This window comes from Flavobacterium daejeonense DSM 17708 (assembly GCF_000425425.1).
GTDB classification, from domain to species: domain Bacteria; phylum Bacteroidota; class Bacteroidia; order Flavobacteriales; family Flavobacteriaceae; genus Flavobacterium; species Flavobacterium daejeonense.
Window position 1 is genome coordinate 83,624 of sequence record NZ_AUDK01000014.1, and the last position, 23,346, is coordinate 106,969.

The window sequence follows — 23,346 nt, forward strand, 5'->3', positions numbered from 1 at the left end:
TTGGTTTAAACCAGTTTTATTAAAAAACTGTTAAAAATTTTAGTTCTCTTTAAAGAAAGCTTCGATTTTGTCCATTTCACGGGCTATAATTGCTTTGTTCCCTTTGATTATAATAGGTCTTTCGATTAAAATAGGGTGTAAAACCATTGCCTGAATAACGGCTTCATCGGTCATTTTCTGATTTTTGTAATTTTCAATCCAAATTTTCTCTTTTTGGCGTACCAAATCAATTGCTTTGATTTGTAATTTTTCTAATAAAACCTTTAATGTTTCAGCACTGGGAGCTTCTTCTAAGTATTTGGTAATTTTATATTCCTGGTTGCTGTTATCTAAAAAAGCCAGGCAGTTTCTGGATTTTCCACATCTTGGATTGTGATATACTTCTATCATGAATTCTATTTTTAAATTTTGGATAAAAAAGTTATTTTCGAAGAAGCAAAAATAGCTTTTGAAAGTGAATTAGTATTATTTTAAATCATAAATAAATGTTTATAGAGCAAGGCATTCGTTCGGAGAATAAATTTTGGAAATATTTACTGGGTTCAGGATTGATTATTTTAATGTCGTTTATCGGACAACTTCCTTTGTTAGTTGCGGTTATTTGGAAAACATTTGCAACAGGTGAAGCTTATCCGACGACAAATGACGGAATGATGCATTTTTTAGATGCGAATCTGACCTTGTTTTTATTATTGATTTCCTTTGTTTTTGCTTTTGCAGGAATTTATTTTGTAGTGAAGTATTTGCATAATCAAACATTGCTTTCGGTGACCACTTCCCGAAAAAAAGTCGATTGGAGCCGAATTTGGTTTTCCTTCGGACTTTGGGCTGTTTTTACCATTGGCTCAACTTTGGTGTATCATTTTCTAAATCCCGAATTGTATATTTTGGATTTTAAACCCGTTCCTTTTGCCATTTTATTTGTTATTGCTGTGTTTTTGGTTCCCGTGCAAACCAGTACCGAAGAATATGTTTTCAGAGGTTATCTGATGCAGGGTTTTGGAAATTTGGCAAAAAATAAATGGTTTCCGTTATTGATGACTTCGCTGATTTTTGGCGGGATGCATTTTTTTAATCCGGAAGTTTCAAAAATCGGGAATATCATTTTTGTGTATTATATCGGGACAGGATTGTTTTTAGGAATTGTCACGCTGATGGATGAAGGTATGGAGCTGGCGTTGGGTTTTCATGCAGCGAATAATCTTATTGGAGCTTTGTTGCTAACGTCGGACTGGTCGGCTTTTCAAACGCATTCTGTTTTTAAAGATGTGTCCGAACCACAGGCGGGATATGATATTATTATGCCGGTAGTATTGGTTTACCCTTTGCTTTTATTTATCTTTAGTAGAAAATACAACTGGAGTGATTGGAAAGAAAAATTAACCGGAAATATCCATTTAGATAATTAACTCATGAGAAAAGTGACTTATAAAAACATTCACAATTTTTTTAAATTAAACGGAGTTCATTTTGACAGTAATGGCTTGCGGGTTGCGGCTTATTATTTGATAAAAGAAGGAGATGCGCACGAAAAAGCCATGGGGGAATTTTTATTGGATTGGTTTGATGACAGATCTTTTATTGATTTACAAACTTCAGGAACAACGGGGACTCCTAAAATCATCAGGAAAAACAAACAGGTATTGGTGAATTCGGCTTTGGCAACAGGGGATTTTTTCGAATTAAAACCCGGAGATACAGCTTTGTGTTGTTTGCCAATTCAGTTTATTGCCGGGAAAATGATGTTGGTTAGAAGTTTTATTCTGGGCTTAGCCATTGATGTTGTCGCACCTAATTCGAATCCGTTGGCTCAGCTGAACAAAGAATATGATTTTGTAGCGATGGTTCCTTTACAGGTTCAAAATTCCTTAAAAGAATTCTATAAGGTAAAAAAACTCATCATAGGCGGTGCTAAAACGGATAGTGCGTTAGAGCAAAAACTTCAGGGAATTAAAACCAAAGTCTATGAAACTTATGGCATGACCGAAACTATCACGCATATTGCAGCCAGAAAAATTGGAGTGGAAGCTTTTTCGGTTTTGCCACATGTGAGTATTGCACAGGATGAAAGAGAATGTTTGGTTATTGATGCACCTTTGGTTAGTGACGAACGTTTGTTTACTAATGATTTGGTCAAAATTCTCAATGAACATCAGTTTGTACTTTTGGGACGCATCGACAATGTAGTAAATAGTGGCGGGGTCAAATTAATTCCTGAAAAAATTGAAGAAAAATTAAGTCTGTTCATTAACGAACGTTTTTTTGTAGGCGGAATTCCGGATGCGGTTTTAGGTGAAAAGTTAGTTTTAGTTATCGAAGGTGAAAAAAAAGAATTAGCCGAAACTATTTTTGAAACATTAGATAAATACGAAAAACCCAAAGCGGTCTTTTTTGTGCCTAATTTTGAAGTTACCGAAAGCGGAAAAATAAAGCGAAAAGCAATTTTAAAAAGCTTGTCTTGATTTATTTGTGCTCAATAATTTCAGCGTTTAATTTATCAACATGCAGCAAACCAATTTTTTTATTGACAATTTTGATAATACCTTCTTTTTTCAGGCTCGAAAGAATTCGGGTAACCTGTTCGTCAGTCGTTCCGGCAAAATCGGCGATTTCTTTTCGGGACAGGTTGATGTTGAGTAAACTATTAGTGTGACCGAATTTTTTAAGTAAATAAAGCAAAATATCAATGACTCTTTCGCGAACATTCATTTGAGCAATTTTTTTCACTCTGTTTTCGCTTTTGTTCAATTCTTCGGCATAAAAAAGCATCATGTCATAAGTGAACTCAGGAATCGATTTTAGAATTGAATACATGACATCGTTACTGAAATTACACAAAACAGTATCTTCAATTGCTGAAGCCGCAATCAGATAGCGATTACTGGTTCCAAATCCTCTAAAGCCAATGGTGTCTCCATCACTACAAAGACGAACAATTTGTTCTTTGCCGTAAATTCCTGTTTTAAGTACTTTAGCTTTACCTTTTTGAATAAAATATAAACCTTGAATAGGTGCTCCTTCAATCATGAATTGTTGCCCTTTTTTGCAGGTATAATTGGTTTTTTCCAACACAAAATCCTGCATTTTTTCCAGATGCAGATGCTTTTTGATAAAGCAATTGGTGTTGATACAGTTCGTACATTCTGTGGTAATTCCTCTCATTTGTTCTTGGTATTGATGAGTTGAACTCGGTTTTAACTAGAACAAATGTAATTAAAAATAAGTATTAATACGTATTTTTAAAAGATTGAATTACTTAGTTTGAGTCACTTTTATGGATTTAGAAATTGCAGCACTGCTTTTTGACAGATTCTTATTTTTTAGATTGAAATTATACTAAATTCGTACTCAAAATATTTTTTCATTCGGTTTCTTCATACATTTTTAACAAATGTGTTACCGTATTCCAGTTTCGTATTGTAGCAGTAAGATTGAGTTTTTTCTCGATGTATTTTTGGTCTAATCTTGTTTTTCCAGCCGAAACAGCATATTTAATAAAAATTCTGTTTTGGTCAATATGTACTTCATCCGGTTTTACGGCGCTCATTTTAAGGTCGTGAATGCGGTCTTTGTGTAATTTCATCGAAACGAAGGCAACATATAGTTTTTTGGTATCCACATTTTTTTCTTTCAAAAAAGGATTGTTTTGCTGGCAGGTTGTTAAATCGTCTTTGTTAATTACCACAATAGGCACATCATGACCAAAAGTTTTGAAAATTTCCTGTTTGATTTTAAAACCCACAGCAGCCGGATTTTCTTCTTCAGTAGTAACAAAAACATTTCCGGTTTGGATGTAGGTTTTCACATTAGTAAATCCCATGTTTTCGAGCATTTTTTGCAAAGCATCCATTTTCATCATGTTGTGTCCGGAAACGTTGATACCGCGAAGTAAAGCCAAATATGTAGTCATTTTTAGGTGTTTTATTGTAAGAGTAATTCTAAGTTTTCCATATCGTCAAAAAGCGGAATATTCATTTGTTGTAAGGCATCTAAATTCGCATGATTCGTAAAGCCAAAAACAGTAAAACCGCCGCTTAGAGCCGCCTGAACTCCGGCGGGACTGTCTTCTATAATTACACAGTCTTTTACTTCAAATCCCATGGTTTTAGCAGCATGGAGATACAATTCAGGATTGGGTTTCCAGCTGTTAATGTCGTAAGCACTAAAGATATTTCCGTTAAATTTATCAATTAACTTTGTGGTGGTTAGATTGAGTTTTATTTTATCGGCAGGACCATTGGAAGCTACGCCAATTGGAACTTTTATTTTAGCCAGAAATTCGTGAATTCCTTTTATAGGCTGCAGTTCGTTTTTAAAAGCTTCAAAAGTGCGTTCTCTGAACTCTTCTTCAAAAGTTTCCGGTAATTTTTTATTGGCGATTTCTGCAATATAATCAAAACAAAATTCGAGTGATTTTCCTAAAAAAAACTGATGTGCATAATTGAGGTCAATTTTGGCGCCATGTGCTTCTGCCATAGTAACCAAAGTACCAATAGAAATCGCTTCGCTATCGACCAAAACGCCGTCGCAGTCAAAAATGATGCATTTGTATTTCATGGTTTTAGTCTGAATCTTAGTTTAAAAGCGCCATTAATTCCGAAGGATGACTGATGATAGATTGCGCACCTTCGGCAAGCAATTCTTCTTTTGGACGGTAGCCCCAAAGTACGCCTACAGCGTGCATCTTGGCATTTTTGGCGGTTTGCATATCAATTCCGGAATCGCCAACATACAGGAATTCTTCAGGAGAATAACCCAAGTCCTGACTGATTTCTACCGCTGCAATTGGATTTGGTTTTTTGGTCAATTCACTTTTCAAACCCATCACAATTTCAAAATAATCAGGAAACAAAGTTTCTCCAATTTTTTTGGTCAATTCATCTGCTTTATTGGATAAAATAGCCAGTTTTACATTTTTGGATTTTAATTCCTTTAAAAGTTCCGGAATTCCTTCGTAAGCATAAGTTTTGTTGGTGCAATTTTCGCGGTAGTTGCTCATCATCGCCTGAAAATAGTTTTCAATATTTTCTTCATTTCGATGGCTTTCCGGAAGTGCTTTGGTTACCAAAACACGAAGTCCGCTGCCAATAAAATTATTGACTACTTCGTAACTGTGCGTAGGTAAATTGTTTTCTTGTAATACTTTATTAATAGAATCGGCGATGTCTTTTAAGGAATTGACTAAGGTTCCGTCTAAGTCAAATAGTACGGCTTTAAATTTCATTTTTGATTTTTAAATAAGAAGTTTGGAACAAAGATAAAAAATGAAAAATGGATAAAAGCAGATAATGCATTTTATCCATTTTTATTATTTATAAAAATAAGTTGTTTACTTTTTATCCGCTACAATTCGGTTTTCTCGGTTGGCTAATTCCCAGGCAATCGCAAAAGCCAGTTGGGTTCTTTTGACTAAAGCATTATATTCAATTTTATCGGGAGTGTCGGTTTTTCGGTGGTAATCGGCGTGAGTTCCGTTAAAAATAAAAACGGAAGGAATGCCTAAAGCCGCAAAATTATAATGATCGGAACGACGATAAAAATTATTAGGATCGTTCAACGCATTGTATTTGTAATCCAAGTCTAAATGAACATATTTGTCATTAACTGTTTTACAAATTTCATCCAATTCACTCGAAAGACGGTCGGCACCAATTAAATACACATAATTGCTGGAATTAGGATGGTAATCATCGCGGCGTCCTATCATGTCAATATTAATATCGGCAACGGTATTTTTTATGGGAAACAAAGGATTTTCGGTATAATAGCGAGAGCCGTGCAGACCGTGTTCTTCTCCGGTAACGTGAAGAATTAAAACCGAACGTTTAGGACCGTGACCTTCTTTTTTAGCAATTTTGAATGCCTGAGCAATTTCGAGCAGGGCAACAGTTCCGGAGCCATCGTCATCGGCGCCATAAAAAATCGCATTGTTTTTAGTTCCCACATGATCGTAATGTGCCGAAATAACAATGATTTCCTCCGGTTTTTCCGAACCTTCAATAAATGCCCAAATGTTTTCCGAATCCGGCAGATTTTCATTTTTACGGCTATTTAAAAAAGCCGAAGGAATGTGCTGGTAATAGTTTTGAGCGCCTTTTGGAAAAGGAATTTTATCTTTTTGATATTGACTAATAAGATATTTTCCGGCTCTTTTTTGTCCCACCGAACCAGTTTCTCTTCCTTCCATAGAATCACTTGCTACGATATACAAATGTGTTTTGAGTTCGTCGGCAGTGATGGAATTAATAAATTTTGTGGGATTTAATGTGTTTTTTGCTGCAACATCTTTAGTCCCCTGACAGGATGCAATACCGCTGAAAACAAGGAGTAAAATTAATTTTTTCATTCTGTAAATACTAGAAGTTAGATAAGGCATAAATACAAATATCTGAAAATTAATCTAATAAAAAATTGATTTTTTGAAGCCGAAAAAAACTTCTATCGGAATTATACAAAAACTTTGAAAAACGGCAGGTTTATTTACTTTTTGAGTAACTTACTAAGGTTTTGAAAGGCAATAAAATATACGTAATTTTGTAATATTAGAATTAATATAAATATCATGGAACAAATACAAGAAATGCTATCGTCAAAATCAGAAGCTTTAATCAATAAAGAAAATAATTATGGTGCACACAATTATCATCCGTTGCCGGTAGTTCTTGAAAAAGGAGAAGGTGTATTTGTTTGGGATGTGGACGGAAAAAAATATTATGATTTTTTATCGGCATATTCGGCTGTGAATCAAGGACATTGTCATCCTGAAATTGTGGGGGCAATGGTGCAACAGGCTCAAAAGTTGACTTTGACTTCCCGTGCTTTTTACAACGATCAATTGGGTGTTTATGAAGAATATGTGACGAATTATTTTGGTTTTGATAAGGTTTTGCCAATGAATACTGGTGCGGAAGCCGTTGAAACCGCCTTGAAATTATGCCGAAAATGGGCGTATGAAGTAAAAGGAATTGCCGAAAATAAGGCGCAAATTATTGTTTGCGAAAATAATTTTCACGGAAGAACGACTACGATTATTTCTTTTTCAAATGATGAAACGGCGCGAAAAAGTTTTGGGCCGTTTACCGATGGATTTATCAAAATTGAATATGACAATATCGAAGCTTTGGAAAAAGTATTGGAATCGTCTAAAAATATCGCCGGATTTTTAGTAGAACCTATTCAGGGAGAAGCAGGAGTTTATGTGCCGAGCGAAGGTTATTTGGCGAAAGCCAAAGCTTTATGTGAAAAACATAATGTTTTATTTATTGCTGATGAGGTGCAAACGGGAATTGCCCGTACCGGAAAATTATTGGCGGTGCATCATGAAAATGTGCAGCCGGATATATTAATTTTAGGGAAAGCACTTTCGGGCGGCGTGTATCCGGTTTCGGCGGTTTTAGCTAATAATCCTATTATGGATGTTATTAAACCAGGACAACATGGTTCTACTTTTGGTGGAAATCCGGTAGCGGCTGCTGTTGCTGTGGCTGCTTTAGAAGTGATTAAAAATGAACAATTAGCTGAAAACGCAGAACGGTTAGGGGTAATTTTACGAAAAGGATTAAACGAAATTGCAGCCCGAAATCCTTTAGTAGCAATAGTAAGAGGAAAAGGATTGTTGAATGCCATTGTGATTGATTGTGACGAAGAATCAGATTTAGCATGGGAAATTTGTCTAAAATTCAGAGATTACGGTTTATTGGCTAAGCCTACTCATGGAAACAAAATCCGTTTAGCGCCGCCATTAGTAATCACCGAAGAGCAAATTAAAGATTGTCTTTCTATTATTGAAAAAGCACTAAACGATTTTAAATAATTTTTATGGAACGTCTTATTAAATTGATTAAAAACCGCTCTGATATAGGAGGTAGCGCACGTGGCTCTGATTTAGGCATTGATGCCTTGGAAATTGCTGCGATTAATAGAGGAAGTGATTATTTTAATCAATATACTTTTGAAGATGTCAAAACCCATAACGAGACCATTTATGACAAGACTCAAAATACATTTGCTAAGAGAATTGAATTTGTTTTGGAGCAATGTACGAGGGTTTCTTATGCTGTAAAACGTAATTTAGAAGCACATTTTTTTCCTATTGTTTTATCAGGTGATCATTCATCAGCATTAGGAACTATAAGCGGAATCAAAACAGAGTATCCTGATAAAACTTTAGGCGTAATCTGGATTGATGCCCATGCCGATTTGCATTCTCCTTATACATCTCCTTCCGGAAATATTCACGGAATGCCATTGGCGGCGGCTTTGGGATTTGATAATCGCAAATGTCAGATTAATGAGGTTATTCAGGAAACACAGCAACATTGGGAAGAACTTAAAAATATCGGGATTGAAGGCGCTAAATTAACTCCGGAACATTTGATTTATTTTGGAGTTCGCGATACTGAGGAAGCAGAAGATATTCAAATTGCCGAGTTAGGTATTAAGAATTTCAAAGTGGAGGAAGTGCGTTATAAAGGTTTGGAGAATTGTGTAGAAAGAGCCCTGGCACAGTTAATTCATTGTGATATGATTTATGTGTCTTTTGATGTGGATTCTATGGATTGTGATTTGATTTCTAACGGTACCGGAACGCCGGTTTCCAAAGGTTTTGATCAATATGAAATTATAGCCATTATCAATCAGATTATTGCTTCTCGAAAAGTAGTTTGTGTCGAAGTTTGCGAAATCAATCCGCTTTTAGATACCAAAGGAAATAAAATGGCTGAGGCAGCTTTTGAGGTTTTGGAACAAATTACCTCTTCATTAATTCTGCCTTTCGAATGATTTTTTGCCTCAATTGTTAGAATTTTATAACAATTCTGCTAAGTTTGGATTGTAGATTTAACATTAAAACGAATTAAAGATTATTTTTTTCGCAATTTATAGCAAATTAATTTCCAATGTTGTATTTCGCCGCTTTAGAAACTCTTTTTTTAGTGGTACTAAATAAAATTACGTATATTTGCTAAGTATTAGTACTTAGTTTTTAAAATTTTAAGTTTTATGATTCAGGTAGCCGATGCTTTAAAGATAATAGCTGAGAATAGTTGCAAAATGCCAATTTCAAAAATCAAAGTGAGTAAATCACTGGGATTTGTTTTGGCAGAAGCTGTTTATTCTCCTATAAATATGCCTCCTTTCCGTCAGTCGGCGATGGATGGATATGCTTTTACGCATAGCGGTTTGAATCAGTTTGAAGTGGTAAAAATGGCTCAGGCGGGAGATTTTTTAGATGAAAAAATTGAAGAAAATCAAGCGGTTCGCATTTTTACCGGTGCTTTTGTTCCTGATGATGTAGATACGGTGGTGATGCAGGAGCATACAAGAATTACCGATAATTTGTTGCAAATAGACAAAATGCCGGTCGCTTACGCAAATGTGAGAGCGAAGGGAGAGCAAATTAAAAAAGGCGAATTGGTTTTGGATGTCCATACTGTAATTACAGCTGCGGCTATCGGTTATTTGAGCAGTTTGGGAATAACCAAAATTAAGGTTTACGAAAAACCAAAAGTAGCTATTTTGGTTACCGGAAACGAATTGGTTTCAGCGGGAAAAAAATTACCAAAAGGAAAAATTTACGAAAGTAACTCAGTGATGCTGGAAGCTGCTTTGAAAGCCATCGGCATTAAGAAAACGACGGTATTTAAAGTAAAAGACAGTTTGAAAAAAACTAAAATAGTTATCGAGAGTTGTTTAGAAAATTATGATGTATTGTTGGTTTCCGGCGGAATTTCGGTAGGAGATTATGATTATGTGAGAGAGGCTTTGTTGAAAAATGGCGTAACGGAGTTGTTTTATAAAATCAATCAAAAACCCGGAAAACCTTTGTTTTTTGGTCGAAAAGAAAACAAAATCGTTTTTGCTTTACCGGGAAATCCGGCTTCGTCGTTGACATGTTTTTATGTGTATGCTTTGCCTGCATTGAAAAAAATGATGGGATTTGAAGCGATACATTTGCAGGAAATTAAACGAAAAATTAATACCGATTTTAATAATACATCAGGGAAAACCTTATTTTTAAAAGCCTTGTGTGATGAGGAAAAAGTAACGGTTCTGGAGAGTCAGAGTTCGGCGATGCTGAATACTTTTTCGATTGCAAATGGTTTAATTGTCATACCACATGATATTGCTCATGTTAAGGCGAATGAGAAAGTGGTAGTTTTGCCTTTTAATTAAAAAAAAAATGAAAAAAGTAACCATCTCAATTTTATGCGGAGGCAAAAGCAGCCGAATGCAGTCGGAAAAAGGATTGGTGTTTTTTCAGGGAAAGCCATTTATAGAGCATATTATTGCAGCGGCTTTGCCTATTAGTAAGGAAATACAATTAGTGACCAATACATCGGCTTACGATTATTTGTCCTATTCGAAAATAAAAGATATTGAATTAGATAAGGGACCTGTTGGCGGAATTTATTCAGCTTTGGTTCATTCGGAATCTCAAATGAATTTGATATTAAGTTGCGATATTCCGTTGATTTCAACGGAAATTTTGCAGGAATTGATAGCAAAACATCAGGCAGAATTTGAAGTTTCTGTTTTTTCAGATACTAATAAAATTCACCCTTTGATAGGAATTTATTCGAAGAAAATAATTCCGGTTTTGCAAAAGGCAATTGAAGATAATGATTTAAAAATGATGCGTTTGCTGGAAAAAGTAAAACATCAGCTAATAGAAGTGACAGATGAGAGAAGCGGACAATTTAGAAATGTAAATTCTCCTGCCGAATTAAAGGAATTGAACATCCAAAATTGAAGATTATGAAAAAGGCAAACACAGCAAGATTGACTATAGTAGGAGCGGGGCCTGGTGATGCAGAGTTAATTACCATTAAAGCCATTAAAGCGCTGGGCGATGCAGATGTAGTGCTTTATGATGCACTGGTGAATGAGGATTTATTGCAATATGCGGCTGCAGGAGCAGAAATTGTTTTTGTAGGGAAACGTTTTGGTTGTCATGCTTATACTCAGGATCAAATTAATGAATTAATTGTGGTTATGGCTCAGAAGTACGGTCACGTAGTTCGATTGAAAGGAGGCGATCCATTTGTTTTTGGTAGAGGAAGTGAAGAAATTGAATTTGCTCAAAATCACGGTTTGTTAACCGCAATTGTACCGGGAATATCTTCAGCTTTAGGAGTTCCGGCTTCTAATGGAATTAGTTTAACGCAAAGAGGAATTTCAGAAAGTTTTTGGGTTATTACCGGAACCACTTCGGCTCACAAATTATCGACAGATGTGAGTTTGGCGGCGCAATCTTCGGCTACGGTTGTAATTTTAATGGGGATGCATAAACTGGACGAAATTGTAGCCATTTATCAAAATAACCGAACTGATGATTTGCCGGTTGCTATTATTCAAAACGGAACTAAAGACACTCAGAAAAAAGTGATTGGTAAAGTTAGCAGCATTAGTAAATTGGTTGCCGAGCACCAATTGTCTTCTCCGGCAATTATCGTGATAGGCGAGGTAGTGAATCACACTTCTGAATTATCCGTTTTTACTAAAGCGGCTTATAGTGATGACGAGTTTATTTTTCAAAATCTAAATGTAACCGAATAATGCTAAGTGTAAAATATTTTGGCGCTGTAGCCGAAAAAACAAAGATTCAAGGAGAGAATATTCCTTTTTCTAATTTATCTTTACAGGAATTAGTAGATGAATTAGAACAAAAATATGATTTGGCTTCGCTTTCTTATAGCGTTGCGGTTAATCAAAAAATAGTGCAAGATGCAAATAGTTATATGTTAATAAGCAATGATGTTGTTGCTTTGTTACCTCCATTTGCCGGAGGTTAAAAAACATACTATTTCTTAATTGGTAGAAATGATGCGATACAATCGACAAATTATACTTTCTGAAGTTGGCGAAAAAGGTCAGGAAAAATTAACTCAGGCTAAAGTTTTAATCATTGGTGCTGGTGGTTTAGGTGCGGCAATTTTACCGTATCTGGCAGCGGCCGGAATTGGTGAAATAGGTATTATTGACAATGATGCCATCGAAATTACTAATCTGCAACGTCAGGTAATTTACAGAAATGATGCCATAGGAAAATCAAAAGCTCTGGAAGCTAGAGAAATGGCTTTGTCTTTAAATCCTTCGATACAAATTAATGCCATTACGGATACTTTGAATGTTAAAAATGCCATTGCATTATTCGAGTATTATGACATTATGGTTGATGCTACCGATAATTTACAAACCAAATATTTGATTAATGATGCCTGTGTGGTAACCAACAAAGCTTTTGTTTACGGCTCAATTTATAAATTCCAAGGGCAGGTTTCGGTGTTTAATTATCAAAACGGACCTACATACCGCTGTCTTTTTCCGGATGAAAAATCTAACAGTAAAAATTGTGTCGATGCAGGAGTGATGGGAATTTCTGTTGGAATTATTGGGATGTTTCAGGCTAATGAAGTGTTGAAAATGGTTCTTGGAATAGGAAAAGTGCTTTCGGGTGAATTGTTAATTTACAATATGCTGACGAATGACCAACAAAAATTTGAGTTGGTTAAAAGTAATACTAGTTCATTAAGCCGATTGGATTTCGAAAAAAAATACAATGCTGTTGAAAATACTACTTTGGAAATAACAGCTAATGAAGCTTTGGAACAAATAAATGATTTGGAAGTTCTTTTTCTGGATGTAAGAAATGAAGAGGAATTTCCAAAAATAAGTTTGCCAAATCATATCCAAATTCCATTAGCTGATTTAGAAGACAATTTATCGGAATTAGATTTAAATAAAAAGCTGTTGGTTTATTGTCAATCGGGAATTAGAAGTAAAAGAGCGGTTGAAATCTTAAGAAATCATTCGTTTTCAAAAGTACAAAGTATTGCTGGTGGTGCTTTAAAACTGGAAGGAGTTATAGCCGCTAACACTATTTCTATTTAAAAATAATAGCCACAGATTCACAAATTATAATTATTTAAAATCTGCGAATTTGCGGTAAAAAATAATATTATGAGCAAAAAAGTTTTCATTGAAGGAGCCATTACTCCGGAATTTATAGCCGATTCGATTGCTAAACACCAGGGAAAACATACTATTGGTGCGCACAATATTTTTTTGGGTCAGGTTCGCGCCGATGTTCATGAGGAAAATGTGGTAAAAGCCATTGAATATACTGCTTATGAAGAAATGGCGAATGAAGCTTTAAGTGTAATCAGAGAAAGAGCTTTTGCCCAATTTGATTTGGTTTGCATGCATATTTATCACAGTTTGGGTGTTGTAAAAGCTGGCGAAATCTGTTTGTTTGTTTTTGTTTCTGCCGGACATCGTACACAGGTTTATGAAGCGACCGAAACAATTGTGAACTGGATTAAAACCGAAGTGCCTATCTTTGGTAAAGAAATTTTTGAAAACGAAAACTTCATTTGGAAGCAAAATAAATAAAACATGGTTGATATCACCCATAAAATAAATACCTTACGTTCGGCAACTGCGATGGCAACAGTAAAAGTAAGTTTGCCGGAAACCATTGAAGCTATTGAGAAAAATTTAGTTCCCAAAGGCAATGTGCTTGAAATGGCAAAAACAGCGGGTTTATTTGCAGTAAAAAATACGCATTTATCTATTCCGGATTGTCATCCGCTGCCAATTGAATATACGGCGGTGGCTTATGAGATCAAGGATTTAACGATTGCTATTTTGTTTACGGTAAAAACCGTTTACAAAACAGGAGTAGAGGTGGAGGCCATGCACGGAGCGTCTATTGTGGCGTTGACGATGTATGATATGCTGAAACCGATTGACAAAAATATTGAAATTTCTACCATTAAATTAGTAGAGAAAAAAGGCGGAAAATCGTCTTATAAAAACCGATTCCGTGATGTTTTAAAAGCGGCTGTTTTTGTTTGTTCGGATTCTATTTTTGCAGGAGAAAAAGAAGATCGTTCGGGGAAAATTATTGTAGAAAAATTAGAATCTTACGGAGTAGCAACTTCGCATTACGAAATTATTCCGGACGAAATCGACTTTATTCGGGAGCGAACTTTAAAATATTCTCAGGACAATCAATTGGTGATTTTTACCGGAGGAACCGGGCTTTCACCAAGAGATGTAACACCGGAAGCATTAGAACCATTGTTAGAAAACAGAATCCCGGGAATCGAAGAAGCGATTCGTAATTATGGGCAGGACCGAATGCCGTATGCCATGCTTTCGCGTTCGGTGGCGGGAACAATCGGAGACAGTTTGGTTTTGGCTTTGCCGGGTTCGGTTAACGGAGCCAAAGAATCTATGGATGCTGTTTTTCCACATGTACTGCATGTTTTTCACATCCTAAAAGGGAGTAATCATGATACCAAATAACACCATATTGACGGATGATTTTGGTCGTAAACACAACTATTTGCGTATTTCCTTGATTGAAAAATGCAATTTGCGTTGTACCTATTGTATGCCTGCCGAGGGAATTACATTATCTCCAAAAAAAGAGTTAATGACCGCCGATGAGGTTTTTGCTATTGCCCAAACATTCGTAAATAATGGCGTTAACAAAATAAGATTAACAGGAGGCGAACCGCTGTTGCGAAAAGATTTTCCTGAAATTATTGAAAAACTGGCTCAATTAGAAACAGAGATTTCCATCACCACAAACGGAATTTTAATCGACAGACATCTTGATGTTTTGAAACAATTTAACATCAAAAAAATTAACCTGAGTTTAGATACTTTGGTTGCTGCCAAATTCAATACGATTACGCTTCGTAATCAGTTTGAAAAGGTAATTGATAATTTGCATTTACTGCTAAATAATGATTTTAAGGTCAAAGTAAATGTGGTTTTGATTAAAGGATTTAACGATAATGAAATCATTGATTTTATCAAATTAACTGAATATTTACCGGTTTCGATTCGTTTTATTGAATTCATGCCTTTTGCCGGAAATCAGTGGGACAGAAGCAAAATGGTTTCCCAAGCAGAAATTTTAAATCAGGTTTCCGCTCATTTTTCTGAATCGAATCTGGAAAAATTACATGACGAAAAAAACTTCACCGCCAGAGAATTTAAAATTAAAAATCATTTAGGAAGCTTCGGAATCATTAGTTCGATTACGAATCCTTTTTGTGATGGTTGTAATAGAATCCGCCTTACGGCAAATGGAAAAATCAAGAATTGCCTGTTTTCTAATTCAGAAACCGATTTACTTACTGCTTACAGAAATGGAGAAGCAATCGAGAGTATAATTGCCACAGCTATTAAAAATAAGAAAAAAATTAGATCTGGAATGACAACTATTGAAGATGTTGATAATCCTGTTTTAAATCAGGACAATCGTTCTATGATTGCTATTGGGGGGTAGATTTGAAAAGTTTTTTAACCGAAAATTACACAAATTTTCACAAATAGATTTGCGTTAATTTGCGGTTAATTAATTTTAGTCTTTCAATAGAAACAAAATCGGTACAAATACAAAAAGCACAGCATTACACTGTGCTTTTCGCGTTTTTAGATGTTGTTTATAGATTCGGCCGATTTAAAAAACCGGTCGGGTCTATCCAACTCTTATTTCTCAAAATCGACTTTTACTTTGTATTCTTTTGATTTTAAGATGTTCTCAATGGAACCAAAAGTAGCAATGGTTTTTTGGTATTCTTTTTCTTTTTTCAAAGCAATCTGACGCAAGGCATTTTGAAAACGGCTTACTTCTTTCAGCGTGGTTAAAATCAATCCCGGAACGGCTACATTTTTTCCCTGTTTGTCTTTGGCAACCATGGTGAAATAAGACGAATTACAATGTTTAATCACTCCGGTTTGAATGTTTTCGGCTTCTACCCGAATACCGATAATCATCGAGCTGTTTCCTACATAATTTACGCTGGCTTTCATGGTGACCAATTCGCCCACTTCAACAGGCATTAGGAAGTTTACCGTATCCACAGAAGCCGTTACACAATAATTTCCTGAAAATTTAGAACCACAGGCAAAGGCAATTTGGTCCATTAAGGATAAAATATAACCTCCGTGAATTTTTCCACTGAAATTCGTATGCGATGGAAGCATTAATTCGGTTATGGTTATTTTAGAAGAATCAACAGTTTTGTATTCGATACTCATAAATCGTATTTTTGGATAGTTTTGGTTTTAAATATCTTGTTTTTCGGTTGTTAAAAGTACAAAATTAGATTTTGGAGCTTCGCACAAAGAACAGCAATAATCATCAGGTAAATCTTCAAACAGAACACCTTTGGCGATATTTTGTACCGCATCACCAAATTCCGGATTGTAAACCGTCAAACATTCGGAACATTGATAAACATCATATTCCGGATTTTCTTTTTTAACTGTTGCAGCCGTATTATTGTCAGTTGTTGTGTTGCTTCCTAATTCGTTAAAGTATTTTTTACTCAATTCGATAAGAATACTTGGCAATTCCAGCTTGTCAATATCCTGAGTGTGAACAATATATTCCCGGGTATTTGGGTCGAAATGTTTGGCATACAAAACATTATAGGTGTCTCTGATTTTGATGGATTCCAAATCTTTAGGCAACTTGTTTTTTTCAATGACAATAGAAGTAAAATAATGCCCTTCACGATTGTAAGCGGAAATGCCAAATGTAAGTCCGTAGGTACTAATGTCAAACTGATCCAGAGTTCTCACCAAAAAAGTTTTCAGGTTCAAAGACCAATCGGTAGCAACTGGTAAATGCCAGTTTAATTCCAAAAGAGAATGACGAACGTTTATTCCTTTTTTACCAAGGAATTTTTCCCAATCCAGTTTTCGGTCTTTCGGGATACCTTTAATAATGAAAGATTTCCAAGAGGTAATACATATTTTCCCAATTTTGCAATCAAAACACAAATCGCACATTTCTTTTAGAAATTCTAAATCATAGAGGTTATTTCTCCAGTATAAGCCTAACCAATATTGGTCAATTCCCAGACGATTCATTCCTTCGTAATACGGAAAAGGATAAAAAGGAACATTTAACGGTTTGTCAATGGTTCGGTTATTAGAATCAATATTTTCACTAACCAAATTGAAAATCATATCAATTCCCATCGATTCTTCGCTCACCAGACGCTCAATTTCGTAGTAAATTTCGGCAATATCCCAGCTGTAAATCAACACCGGATAAACTTCCATGCGCTGCCAGTTAGGCAATCGAATGTACAAATACCAATAATCTTCGTGTTCCGAAGCGATAAAATTGATATGACCTGTAAATAGCGGAACCAATTGTTGTTTAGGATCGGTAATATTTACTTTTAGAACAGGCTGCTCTTTAAATTGTTCCAATACATACAGAAATTTATTGCCCGTAAGCCAGGGCGTGTTTCTGAAAATATCGGTCGAAACATAAGAAGAAACAATATTATTTCCGCTTTGTTCATTGGGATACACAATGTGCAGTTTGCCATTATTTTCGGTTTCAGAATATTCGAAACCATTTGGAAAAATGATATCCTGTCTGGAACCAAAAGAAATATTTTTCAAACCTTGTTCTAAACTCAGGTTGACAATGTTTCTTAACTCTCCCGGCGAAATAACGCCTCCTTTTACTATCAATCGTGTTAATTCCATGTTGTTTCTTTTTAGTGAATAGTGAATAGTGAATAGTGAATAGTGAATAGTGAAAAGTGAGTAGTGAAAAGTGATTAGGATTAATCAAATTCCTATTTACTAGTTACTTATTTGCATTTTGCTAAAATCTCTTTTACTTCGGTTTTACAACTTCCGCAACCCAGTCCGGCACCGGTTGATTTACATAGTTCGGTAAAATTGGTTGTTCCGGATTTGATGGTTTCTTCTATGTTTCCACTTCCAACCTGACTGCAGGAGCAAACCAGTTTTCCAACTACAGGTTTGGCAGCAGCAGCATTTCCTCTCAGGAGTTGGTTTCGTTTGTCTGACAATTCGATTTTGCTTTCAATCATGGTTTTGAATTCGGCAAATTCGTTTTTATCTCCCATTAAAATAGCACCAACGAGTAAGTCGTCTTTAACAATACATTTTTTGTAATAACGTTTTTTCATATCCGAAAAAATGATTTCTTCATAGCTGTCATCATTTTCAGGAATGCTCAAATCACCAATGCTGCACAGATTAATATCTTCCAGTTTTAGAATATTCATTAAAATGGAGCCTTTATAAAAACTACTGATATCGCCGGCAAAATAGTTGGCTAAAATATCTGCCTGTTCTTCGGCAGCCGATGTAATTCCGAATAATTTGCCTTCAAATTCAGCAATTTCGCCAATAGCAAAAATATCAGGATTAGAGGATTGTAAATATTGGTTGACTTTCACTCCGCGTCCGCAAACAATTCCGGCTTCTTTGGCAATTTCGATATTTGGAACGGTTCCAATGGCGTAAACAATGGCATTTGCAGTTAAAATTCGACCACTTTTCAGTGCAATTTCCAATTCATTTGGATGATCGGATTCGAAAACAGTGCTTACTTCATTATCAAAATAGATTTGAATGTCACGAAGTTGCACTTCTTCGGCTAATAATTTACAGGAAATACGATCCAGTTGGCGTTCCATCAATCGGGAAGCTCTTTGGATTATGGTGATTTTTACTTTTTTATGTTTTAAGGCTGCAGCCAATTCGAGTCCTAATAAACCACCACCGACTATTACCACGTGTTGGTTTTCAGGAGCCAATTTAGTTTGATCCAAATAATTTTTCAATCGGTCAGCGTCTTCTTTTCTACGCATGGTAAAACGTCCCGGAAGGTGTAACTGAGCATTTTCCGGAATAAAAGGACGGCTTCCGGTGGCCAAAATCAGGCGGTCAAAAGTGTGGATTTCGCCACGACTGTCTTTGATGGTTTTATAGGTAGTATCAATATTTTCAATACCTACACCAGATTTCAAAGTGATATTCAGTTTGCTTAAACCATCATCATTCCTGATTTTTAATAAATTTTCCCAGGACAATTCGTTGGTTACATATTCCGGCAACAATACACGGTTGTAAAAAGGATTGACTTCATTAGAGAAAACTACAATTTCATCGGTAATGTTTAACTCTCGGTAATTTTGTATAAATCGGAACGAAGCGGCACCGGCACCCACAATGGCAATTTTCTGAAATGGTTTTTCGTATTTTTTTACTGCTACCGCCGTATATTTAAAATCAGGTTCTTTAGAAACCGGATCTACTAAGGTATTTGTTAGATTATTGGCTCGGTTTAAATCATTTTCTAATTGTTTTCCCCAATGCATTGGCAAAAAGACAACACCTTCTTTAATAGTATCGGTAACCGTTGCTTTGACACGAACATCGCCATTTCGGCTGCTTGCCACCACGATATCTCCGTTTTCGATTCCGTTTTTAAAAGCATCAATAGGATTAATTTCCAAATACGGATTAGGAATATGCGACAATAATCGGGATACTTTTCCGGTTTTAGTCATCGTATGCCATTGGTCGCGAATACGTCCTGTAGTCAGAATCAGTGGAAATTTATCATCTGGTTTTACCGAAGTATTTTCAATAGTTGTTGGTAAATTGAAAATGGCTTTTTGCGAAGGCGTATAGAATTTTTTATCGGTAAAAAGACGAGGTGTACCCGGATGTCCGTAATCGGGAACCGGCCATTGGAAAGTACCTTCGTGTTTTAATCGGTTGTAATTCAGGTAAGAAATATCAATATTGGTGTTTTTTGTCATTTGACAATATTCCTTATAGACTTCTTCCGGTGTATTGAAATTAAATCCTTTGAATCCCATTTTTTTAGCAAAACGGGTAAGGATTTCAAAATCAGGAAGAGCTTCTCCCGGAGCATTAATCCCTTTCGGCAAATAAGAAATTCGTCTTTCCGAATTGGTCATTGTTCCTTCTTTTTCTAACCATCCCGCAGCCGGAAGCAATAAATCGGCGTATTTAGCTGTATCGGCCTTATGTGAGATTTCCTGAACGACTACGAATTTTGCGTTTTTCAAGGCTTTTTCGACCTGTCTGGAATTTGGCAAACTTACCATTGGATTGGTACAAATAATCCAAACCGCTTTCATTTTTCCGGATTCTAAGGCTTCAAACATTTCGGTGGCGGTGAGTCCCGGTTTTTCAGAAATGCTGTCCACTCCCCAAAAATCGGCTACTTCCTGACGGTGTTCCGGATTAGCTAATTCTCTGTGAACCGCTAATAAATTTGCCATTCCACCCACTTCTCGTCCGCCCATAGCATTAGGCTGTCCGGTCAGTGAAAATGGTCCGGATCCCGGTTTCCCAACATGTCCCGTTAAAAGTGAAATATTAAGTAAGGCGGTGTTTTTATCAACTCCCACAGCACTTTGGTTCAGTCCCATAGCCCAAAGTGAAAGGAAGCCTTCGGCTTTTCCGATTAAATCAACAGCCTGATCAATTTCTTTGATAGAGATACCACACAACTGAGAAGCTTTTTCTAGAGAAGTAGCTAAGACTAATTCTTTATAAGCTTCAAAATTTTCAGTGTGTTTTTTGATAAAATCATTATCGGTATAGCCTTTTTCAATAATTCTTTTGGCTAGGGCGTGGTATAAAATAATATCGCTTCCCGGTAGAATTTGCAAATGTAAATCGGCAGAAAGTGCAGTATCGGTTTTTCTCGGATCGATTACAATAACTTTTACTTTTGGATTTTTCTCCCGATGTTGTTCCAAACGTCTGAACAAAATAGGGTGGCACCAGGCCGGATTAGCTCCGGTAATCAGGAAAGTATCGGCCAATTCGATATCCTCATAAGCAATTGGAACCGAATCTTCTCCGAACGTTTTTTTGTAACCCGCAACTGCCGAACTCATACAAAGACGGGAATTGGTATCGATATTATTCGTTTTTAAAAAACCTTTAACCAATTTGTTTACCAAATAGTATTCTTCAGTCAAACATTGCCCTGAAATATAAAAACCAACACTGTCAGGCCCATATTTTTTTATGATAGAAGAAAAAACTGCCGCTGCACGATCCAATCCTTCATCCCAACTCACGCGCTCCATAGGATGGGATTTACTCCAGCGCATTTCGGGAAAAAGAATTCTGTCAGAGGTATCGTTGGCTACATAATGTAGATTCATTCCTTTAGAACAAAGCATTCCTCGGTTTACCGGATGATCTATATCTCCTTTAACAGCAACTCCGTTACCGGAATCTTTGCTGACAATGATTCCGCATCCTACACCACAATACGAACAGGTAGTTTTGATTTCTGAATTTTGCATTATCATTTGTGTTTTTTAATGGCGAACTTCTTTTTTTAAACTTAATGTTAAATTTGATAGTGTAAAAATACGTATTAATTACGTATAAATACTTATTTTTTTAAAATATTTTGTAAGTTTGATAAAAAGATAATAGAAGTCTAAAATAATGCTTATTATCTTTTTTTTAGCTCAAAAAATAAGTATTAATTAAAAACAAAATTTATGTCGGCAACAATTTTTGATTTCATTGGAGGAGAATGAGGGGAATGGAAGCTAAGAAATATGCAGCTTTTAAAGGGAGAATCGCTGGAAATTATTAAATATTTAAAAAAAGTACCAGCTTCTTCGGAACAATCTAAAGAAGGAATTTGGACTTTAAAAGGAATTGTAAGTCATCTGAGATATACTGAAAAGGCAGAAAAAGAACAATTGGTCGCCATTCAGGAAGATTTAGGAAGACCATCAGCGACTTTTGCCGGCCATTGCCCGAAAGTTATTCCATAGTCGGGACATTGGAGAGCCTTTTGATTTTTTAATCTGGTTCGAATATGCTCCTGTTGATGAAGAAGCTTTTGAAGAACTTTTGTATAAACTTCGAAAAACAGAAGAGTGGAATTTTATCGAAATAGAAGTAGATATGCGATTTGTAAAAGTTTAAAGAATTTCATTTTTAAAGTAAAACCATTAAGAAATTAAGTTTAGTTAAAAACTTAAGTTCTTAATGGTAAAAATTACACCTTCCCTAAAGCATACAATTGTTCCAATGTTGGCGTAATACTTCCGCCGGCAGGTTCTAAAGTAATTCCGAAAGCTTCGGCTTCAGCAGTGTTGTTGACAGCAAAAAAGCGTTGGCTATTGTCTTCGAATTTATCCAATAATCCGATGCTGGCAGGAGTTAAAGGGTTTAATTTTAAAGCCCAAACCTGATACACCATGCCTTTAGGTGGTTCCGGTAAGCCGGAAGCATCAACATAAACCGTTTGAGTTTCTTTGTTCCAATAAATTTTAGCCGAAGATTCCGGAGAAACAGTTTGACCACTAAGTGCAATTACCGTATTGTTACTGTCTTTTATTATAGCCAGATTGGTTTCAAGCGCTTTTTTTTCCAATTCAATTTGTTTAAGGTTTGTATTGGTTTTTGTTTTTTCAACAGTGCTGTTTACCAATTGTTGATTACTTTGTTGCAATTTATTGTAAAGAAAACCAATTCCTCCCAGTAAAAGTACCGCCGCAGCCCAACCAAGATATTGAGCCCAATTTCGCTTCGGAGTAAAGGGAATAACTTCAGTTTGGTTTAGAGCTAATTTTTCTTTAATCTTAGCATAATTTTCAACTGATTGCGAAGGAGAAAAGCTAGAAGAAAGTGCCAGTATTGCTTTTTCAATAGCTAAAATTTCAGCTTGAATTTCCGGATGTTTTTTTGCCATAGCGGCTACTTCTTCATTTTCTGTTTCAGATAATGAGCCGTAAACATAAAGTTCTAATATCCCTGATGCTATATATTCTTTCAATTCCATTGTGCTATACTTTCAAATAGTTTCTTAAATCATTCATACAGTTTCTGTTGTGCGTTTTTACCGTTCCTAAAGGGATTTCCAGTTCGTCCGCAGTTTCTTGTTGGGTATAGCCTTTAAAAAACAATAAATCAATGATTTGAATACATTTAGGTTTTAATCGTTTGATGAATTCCTGCAAACCTATTCCGTCCACTTTATTCGTCAATTTATTATTGTCTTCTAATAGATTTACGAAATTATCAGAAGAAAGGTTTTTTTGACTGTTGTTAAAGTTCTTAGAACGCAGTTTGTCTATAGCTGTATTGCGGGCTATATTAATTATCCAAGTGTAAAAACGCCCTTTGTTTTCGTTATAACTGTCTAAGTTTTTCCAGATCTTTACAAATACTTCCTGCAGTACGTCTTCGGCTTCTTCGGTATTTTTAATTAGAACACTAATTACCGAAAAAAGACTTTTGGCATACATATCATAAAGAACGGTAAACGCCTTTTCGTCTTTTTGATGGATTAAAACTAATAATTCGTCTTGAGTCATTGTTTTGATTTTTGTTTTACAAACTTATGCAAACTTAATTTAAGAAAGTATAGCTTTTATTAGATTCAGAATAAAAATCTTATTTTTCTTTTTATTATGATGAAAATCAAGTTTATCATGATATACAGGATACTATTCTTTGTTTAACATTTTATAT

Annotated in this window: 25 protein-coding genes; 14 read left to right on the forward strand and 11 right to left on the reverse strand. The window is 35.6% G+C overall.

The annotated features are described in order from the left end of the window. Nucleotides 1-39: 39 nt before the first annotated feature. Nucleotides 40-390, reverse strand: a complete 351-nt coding sequence (gene arsC / locus H599_RS0111080; protein ID WP_026714198.1) for an arsenate reductase (glutaredoxin) — start codon at nt 388-390, stop codon at nt 40-42. Between the two features lie 95 nt (nt 391-485). Between arsC and H599_RS0111085 the strand changes: the two genes are divergently transcribed. Next, entirely contained in the window at nt 486-1,409 is a 924-nt protein-coding gene (locus tag H599_RS0111085; RefSeq protein WP_026714199.1) for a CPBP family intramembrane glutamic endopeptidase, read from the forward strand. A 3-nt stretch (nt 1,410-1,412) separates the two neighbouring features. Next, nucleotides 1,413-2,462: an AMP-binding protein gene (locus tag H599_RS0111090; protein ID WP_026714200.1), complete on the forward strand. Its 1,050-nt coding sequence runs from the start codon at nt 1,413-1,415 to the stop codon at nt 2,460-2,462. Nucleotide 2,463: 1 nt separating this feature from the next. On the opposite strand, the gene H599_RS0111095 is transcribed toward H599_RS0111090, so the two are convergent. From H599_RS0111095 to H599_RS0111120, 5 genes are all read right to left on the reverse strand, one after another. Then, the gene (locus tag H599_RS0111095) at nt 2,464-3,162 is read right to left on the reverse strand and encodes a Crp/Fnr family transcriptional regulator (protein WP_026714201.1); all 699 of its coding nucleotides are present in this window, start codon (nt 3,160-3,162) and stop codon (nt 2,464-2,466) included. Between the two features lie 199 nt (nt 3,163-3,361). Continuing rightward, on the reverse strand, nt 3,362-3,910 hold the full coding sequence (locus H599_RS0111100) for a DUF1697 domain-containing protein (RefSeq protein ID WP_026714202.1): 549 nt from the start codon (nt 3,908-3,910) through the stop codon (nt 3,362-3,364). An 11-nt stretch (nt 3,911-3,921) separates the two neighbouring features. Next, nucleotides 3,922-4,557, reverse strand: coding sequence for an HAD family hydrolase (locus H599_RS0111105; protein ID WP_026714203.1), 636 nt, complete (start codon nt 4,555-4,557; stop codon nt 3,922-3,924). Between the two features lie 16 nt (nt 4,558-4,573). Further along, nucleotides 4,574-5,224, reverse strand: a complete 651-nt coding sequence (locus tag H599_RS0111110; RefSeq protein ID WP_026714204.1) for an HAD family hydrolase — start codon at nt 5,222-5,224, stop codon at nt 4,574-4,576. A gap of 105 nt (nt 5,225-5,329) precedes the next feature. Continuing rightward, nucleotides 5,330-6,346 (reverse strand): M28 family peptidase, encoded by a 1,017-nt coding sequence (locus H599_RS0111120; RefSeq protein ID WP_026714205.1) that lies wholly within the window; start codon nt 6,344-6,346, stop codon nt 5,330-5,332. Between the two features lie 216 nt (nt 6,347-6,562). Between H599_RS0111120 and rocD the strand changes: the two genes are divergently transcribed. From rocD to moaA, 10 genes are all read left to right on the forward strand, one after another. Then, entirely contained in the window at nt 6,563-7,813 is a 1,251-nt protein-coding gene (gene rocD, locus H599_RS0111125) for an ornithine--oxo-acid transaminase (protein WP_026714206.1), read from the forward strand. A 5-nt stretch (nt 7,814-7,818) separates the two neighbouring features. Further along, complete coding sequence (locus H599_RS0111130; RefSeq protein ID WP_026714207.1) at nt 7,819-8,781, forward strand: arginase; 963 nt, start codon at nt 7,819-7,821, stop codon at nt 8,779-8,781. A 219-nt stretch (nt 8,782-9,000) separates the two neighbouring features. Continuing rightward, the gene (locus H599_RS0111135; protein WP_026714208.1) at nt 9,001-10,173 is read left to right on the forward strand and encodes a molybdopterin molybdotransferase MoeA; all 1,173 of its coding nucleotides are present in this window, start codon (nt 9,001-9,003) and stop codon (nt 10,171-10,173) included. 7 nt (nt 10,174-10,180) lie between these two features. Next, nucleotides 10,181-10,750: a molybdenum cofactor guanylyltransferase gene (locus H599_RS0111140; RefSeq protein ID WP_026714209.1), complete on the forward strand. Its 570-nt coding sequence runs from the start codon at nt 10,181-10,183 to the stop codon at nt 10,748-10,750. A 5-nt stretch (nt 10,751-10,755) separates the two neighbouring features. Beyond that, nucleotides 10,756-11,556 carry a uroporphyrinogen-III C-methyltransferase gene (cobA, locus tag H599_RS0111145; protein WP_026714210.1) on the forward strand — a complete coding sequence of 267 codons (801 nt, stop codon included), beginning with the start codon at nt 10,756-10,758 and terminating at the stop codon, nt 11,554-11,556. Beyond that, a complete protein-coding gene (locus tag H599_RS0111150) occupies nt 11,556-11,792 on the forward strand; it encodes a MoaD/ThiS family protein (RefSeq protein ID WP_026714211.1) in 237 nt (78 codons plus the stop codon). Before cobA ends, H599_RS0111150 begins: the two co-directional genes overlap by 1 nt. A gap of 28 nt (nt 11,793-11,820) precedes the next feature. Next, entirely contained in the window at nt 11,821-12,891 is a 1,071-nt protein-coding gene (locus H599_RS0111155) for a HesA/MoeB/ThiF family protein (RefSeq protein WP_026714212.1), read from the forward strand. A 69-nt stretch (nt 12,892-12,960) separates the two neighbouring features. Further along, complete coding sequence (locus tag H599_RS0111160; protein WP_026714213.1) at nt 12,961-13,392, forward strand: molybdenum cofactor biosynthesis protein MoaE; 432 nt, start codon at nt 12,961-12,963, stop codon at nt 13,390-13,392. 3 nt (nt 13,393-13,395) lie between these two features. Further along, a complete protein-coding gene (gene moaCB, locus H599_RS0111165) occupies nt 13,396-14,310 on the forward strand; it encodes a bifunctional molybdenum cofactor biosynthesis protein MoaC/MoaB (RefSeq protein ID WP_026714214.1) in 915 nt (304 codons plus the stop codon). Continuing rightward, nucleotides 14,297-15,304: a GTP 3',8-cyclase MoaA gene (gene moaA, locus H599_RS0111170; protein WP_026714215.1), complete on the forward strand. Its 1,008-nt coding sequence runs from the start codon at nt 14,297-14,299 to the stop codon at nt 15,302-15,304. Before moaCB ends, moaA begins: the two co-directional genes overlap by 14 nt. A gap of 203 nt (nt 15,305-15,507) precedes the next feature. Here moaA and H599_RS0111175 read toward each other — a convergent pair whose 3' ends face one another. From H599_RS0111175 to H599_RS0111185, 3 genes are all read right to left on the reverse strand, one after another. Beyond that, entirely contained in the window at nt 15,508-16,059 is a 552-nt protein-coding gene (locus H599_RS0111175) for an acyl-CoA thioesterase (RefSeq protein ID WP_026714216.1), read from the reverse strand. A gap of 27 nt (nt 16,060-16,086) precedes the next feature. After that, the gene (locus H599_RS0111180; RefSeq protein WP_026714217.1) at nt 16,087-17,529 is read right to left on the reverse strand and encodes a rubredoxin; all 1,443 of its coding nucleotides are present in this window, start codon (nt 17,527-17,529) and stop codon (nt 16,087-16,089) included. 107 nt (nt 17,530-17,636) lie between these two features. Beyond that, nucleotides 17,637-21,155, reverse strand: a complete 3,519-nt coding sequence (locus tag H599_RS0111185) for a nitrate reductase (RefSeq protein WP_026714218.1) — start codon at nt 21,153-21,155, stop codon at nt 17,637-17,639. 264 nt (nt 21,156-21,419) lie between these two features. Here H599_RS0111185 and H599_RS21100 point away from each other — a divergent pair, with 264 nt between their 5' ends. Beyond that, a complete protein-coding gene (locus H599_RS21100; protein WP_051590716.1) occupies nt 21,420-21,641 on the forward strand; it encodes a hypothetical protein in 222 nt (73 codons plus the stop codon). After that, nucleotides 21,610-21,795 (forward strand): hypothetical protein, encoded by a 186-nt coding sequence (locus H599_RS21105; RefSeq protein ID WP_211253751.1) that lies wholly within the window; start codon nt 21,610-21,612, stop codon nt 21,793-21,795. Before H599_RS21100 ends, H599_RS21105 begins: the two co-directional genes overlap by 32 nt. Before the next feature lie 73 nt (nt 21,796-21,868). Here the strand turns inward: H599_RS21105 and H599_RS0111195 are convergent, their stop codons facing one another. After that, complete coding sequence (locus tag H599_RS0111195) at nt 21,869-22,654, reverse strand: anti-sigma factor (RefSeq protein WP_026714219.1); 786 nt, start codon at nt 22,652-22,654, stop codon at nt 21,869-21,871. A gap of 4 nt (nt 22,655-22,658) precedes the next feature. After that, entirely contained in the window at nt 22,659-23,189 is a 531-nt protein-coding gene (locus H599_RS0111200; RefSeq protein WP_026714220.1) for an RNA polymerase sigma factor, read from the reverse strand. Nucleotides 23,190-23,346 lie beyond the last annotated feature (157 nt).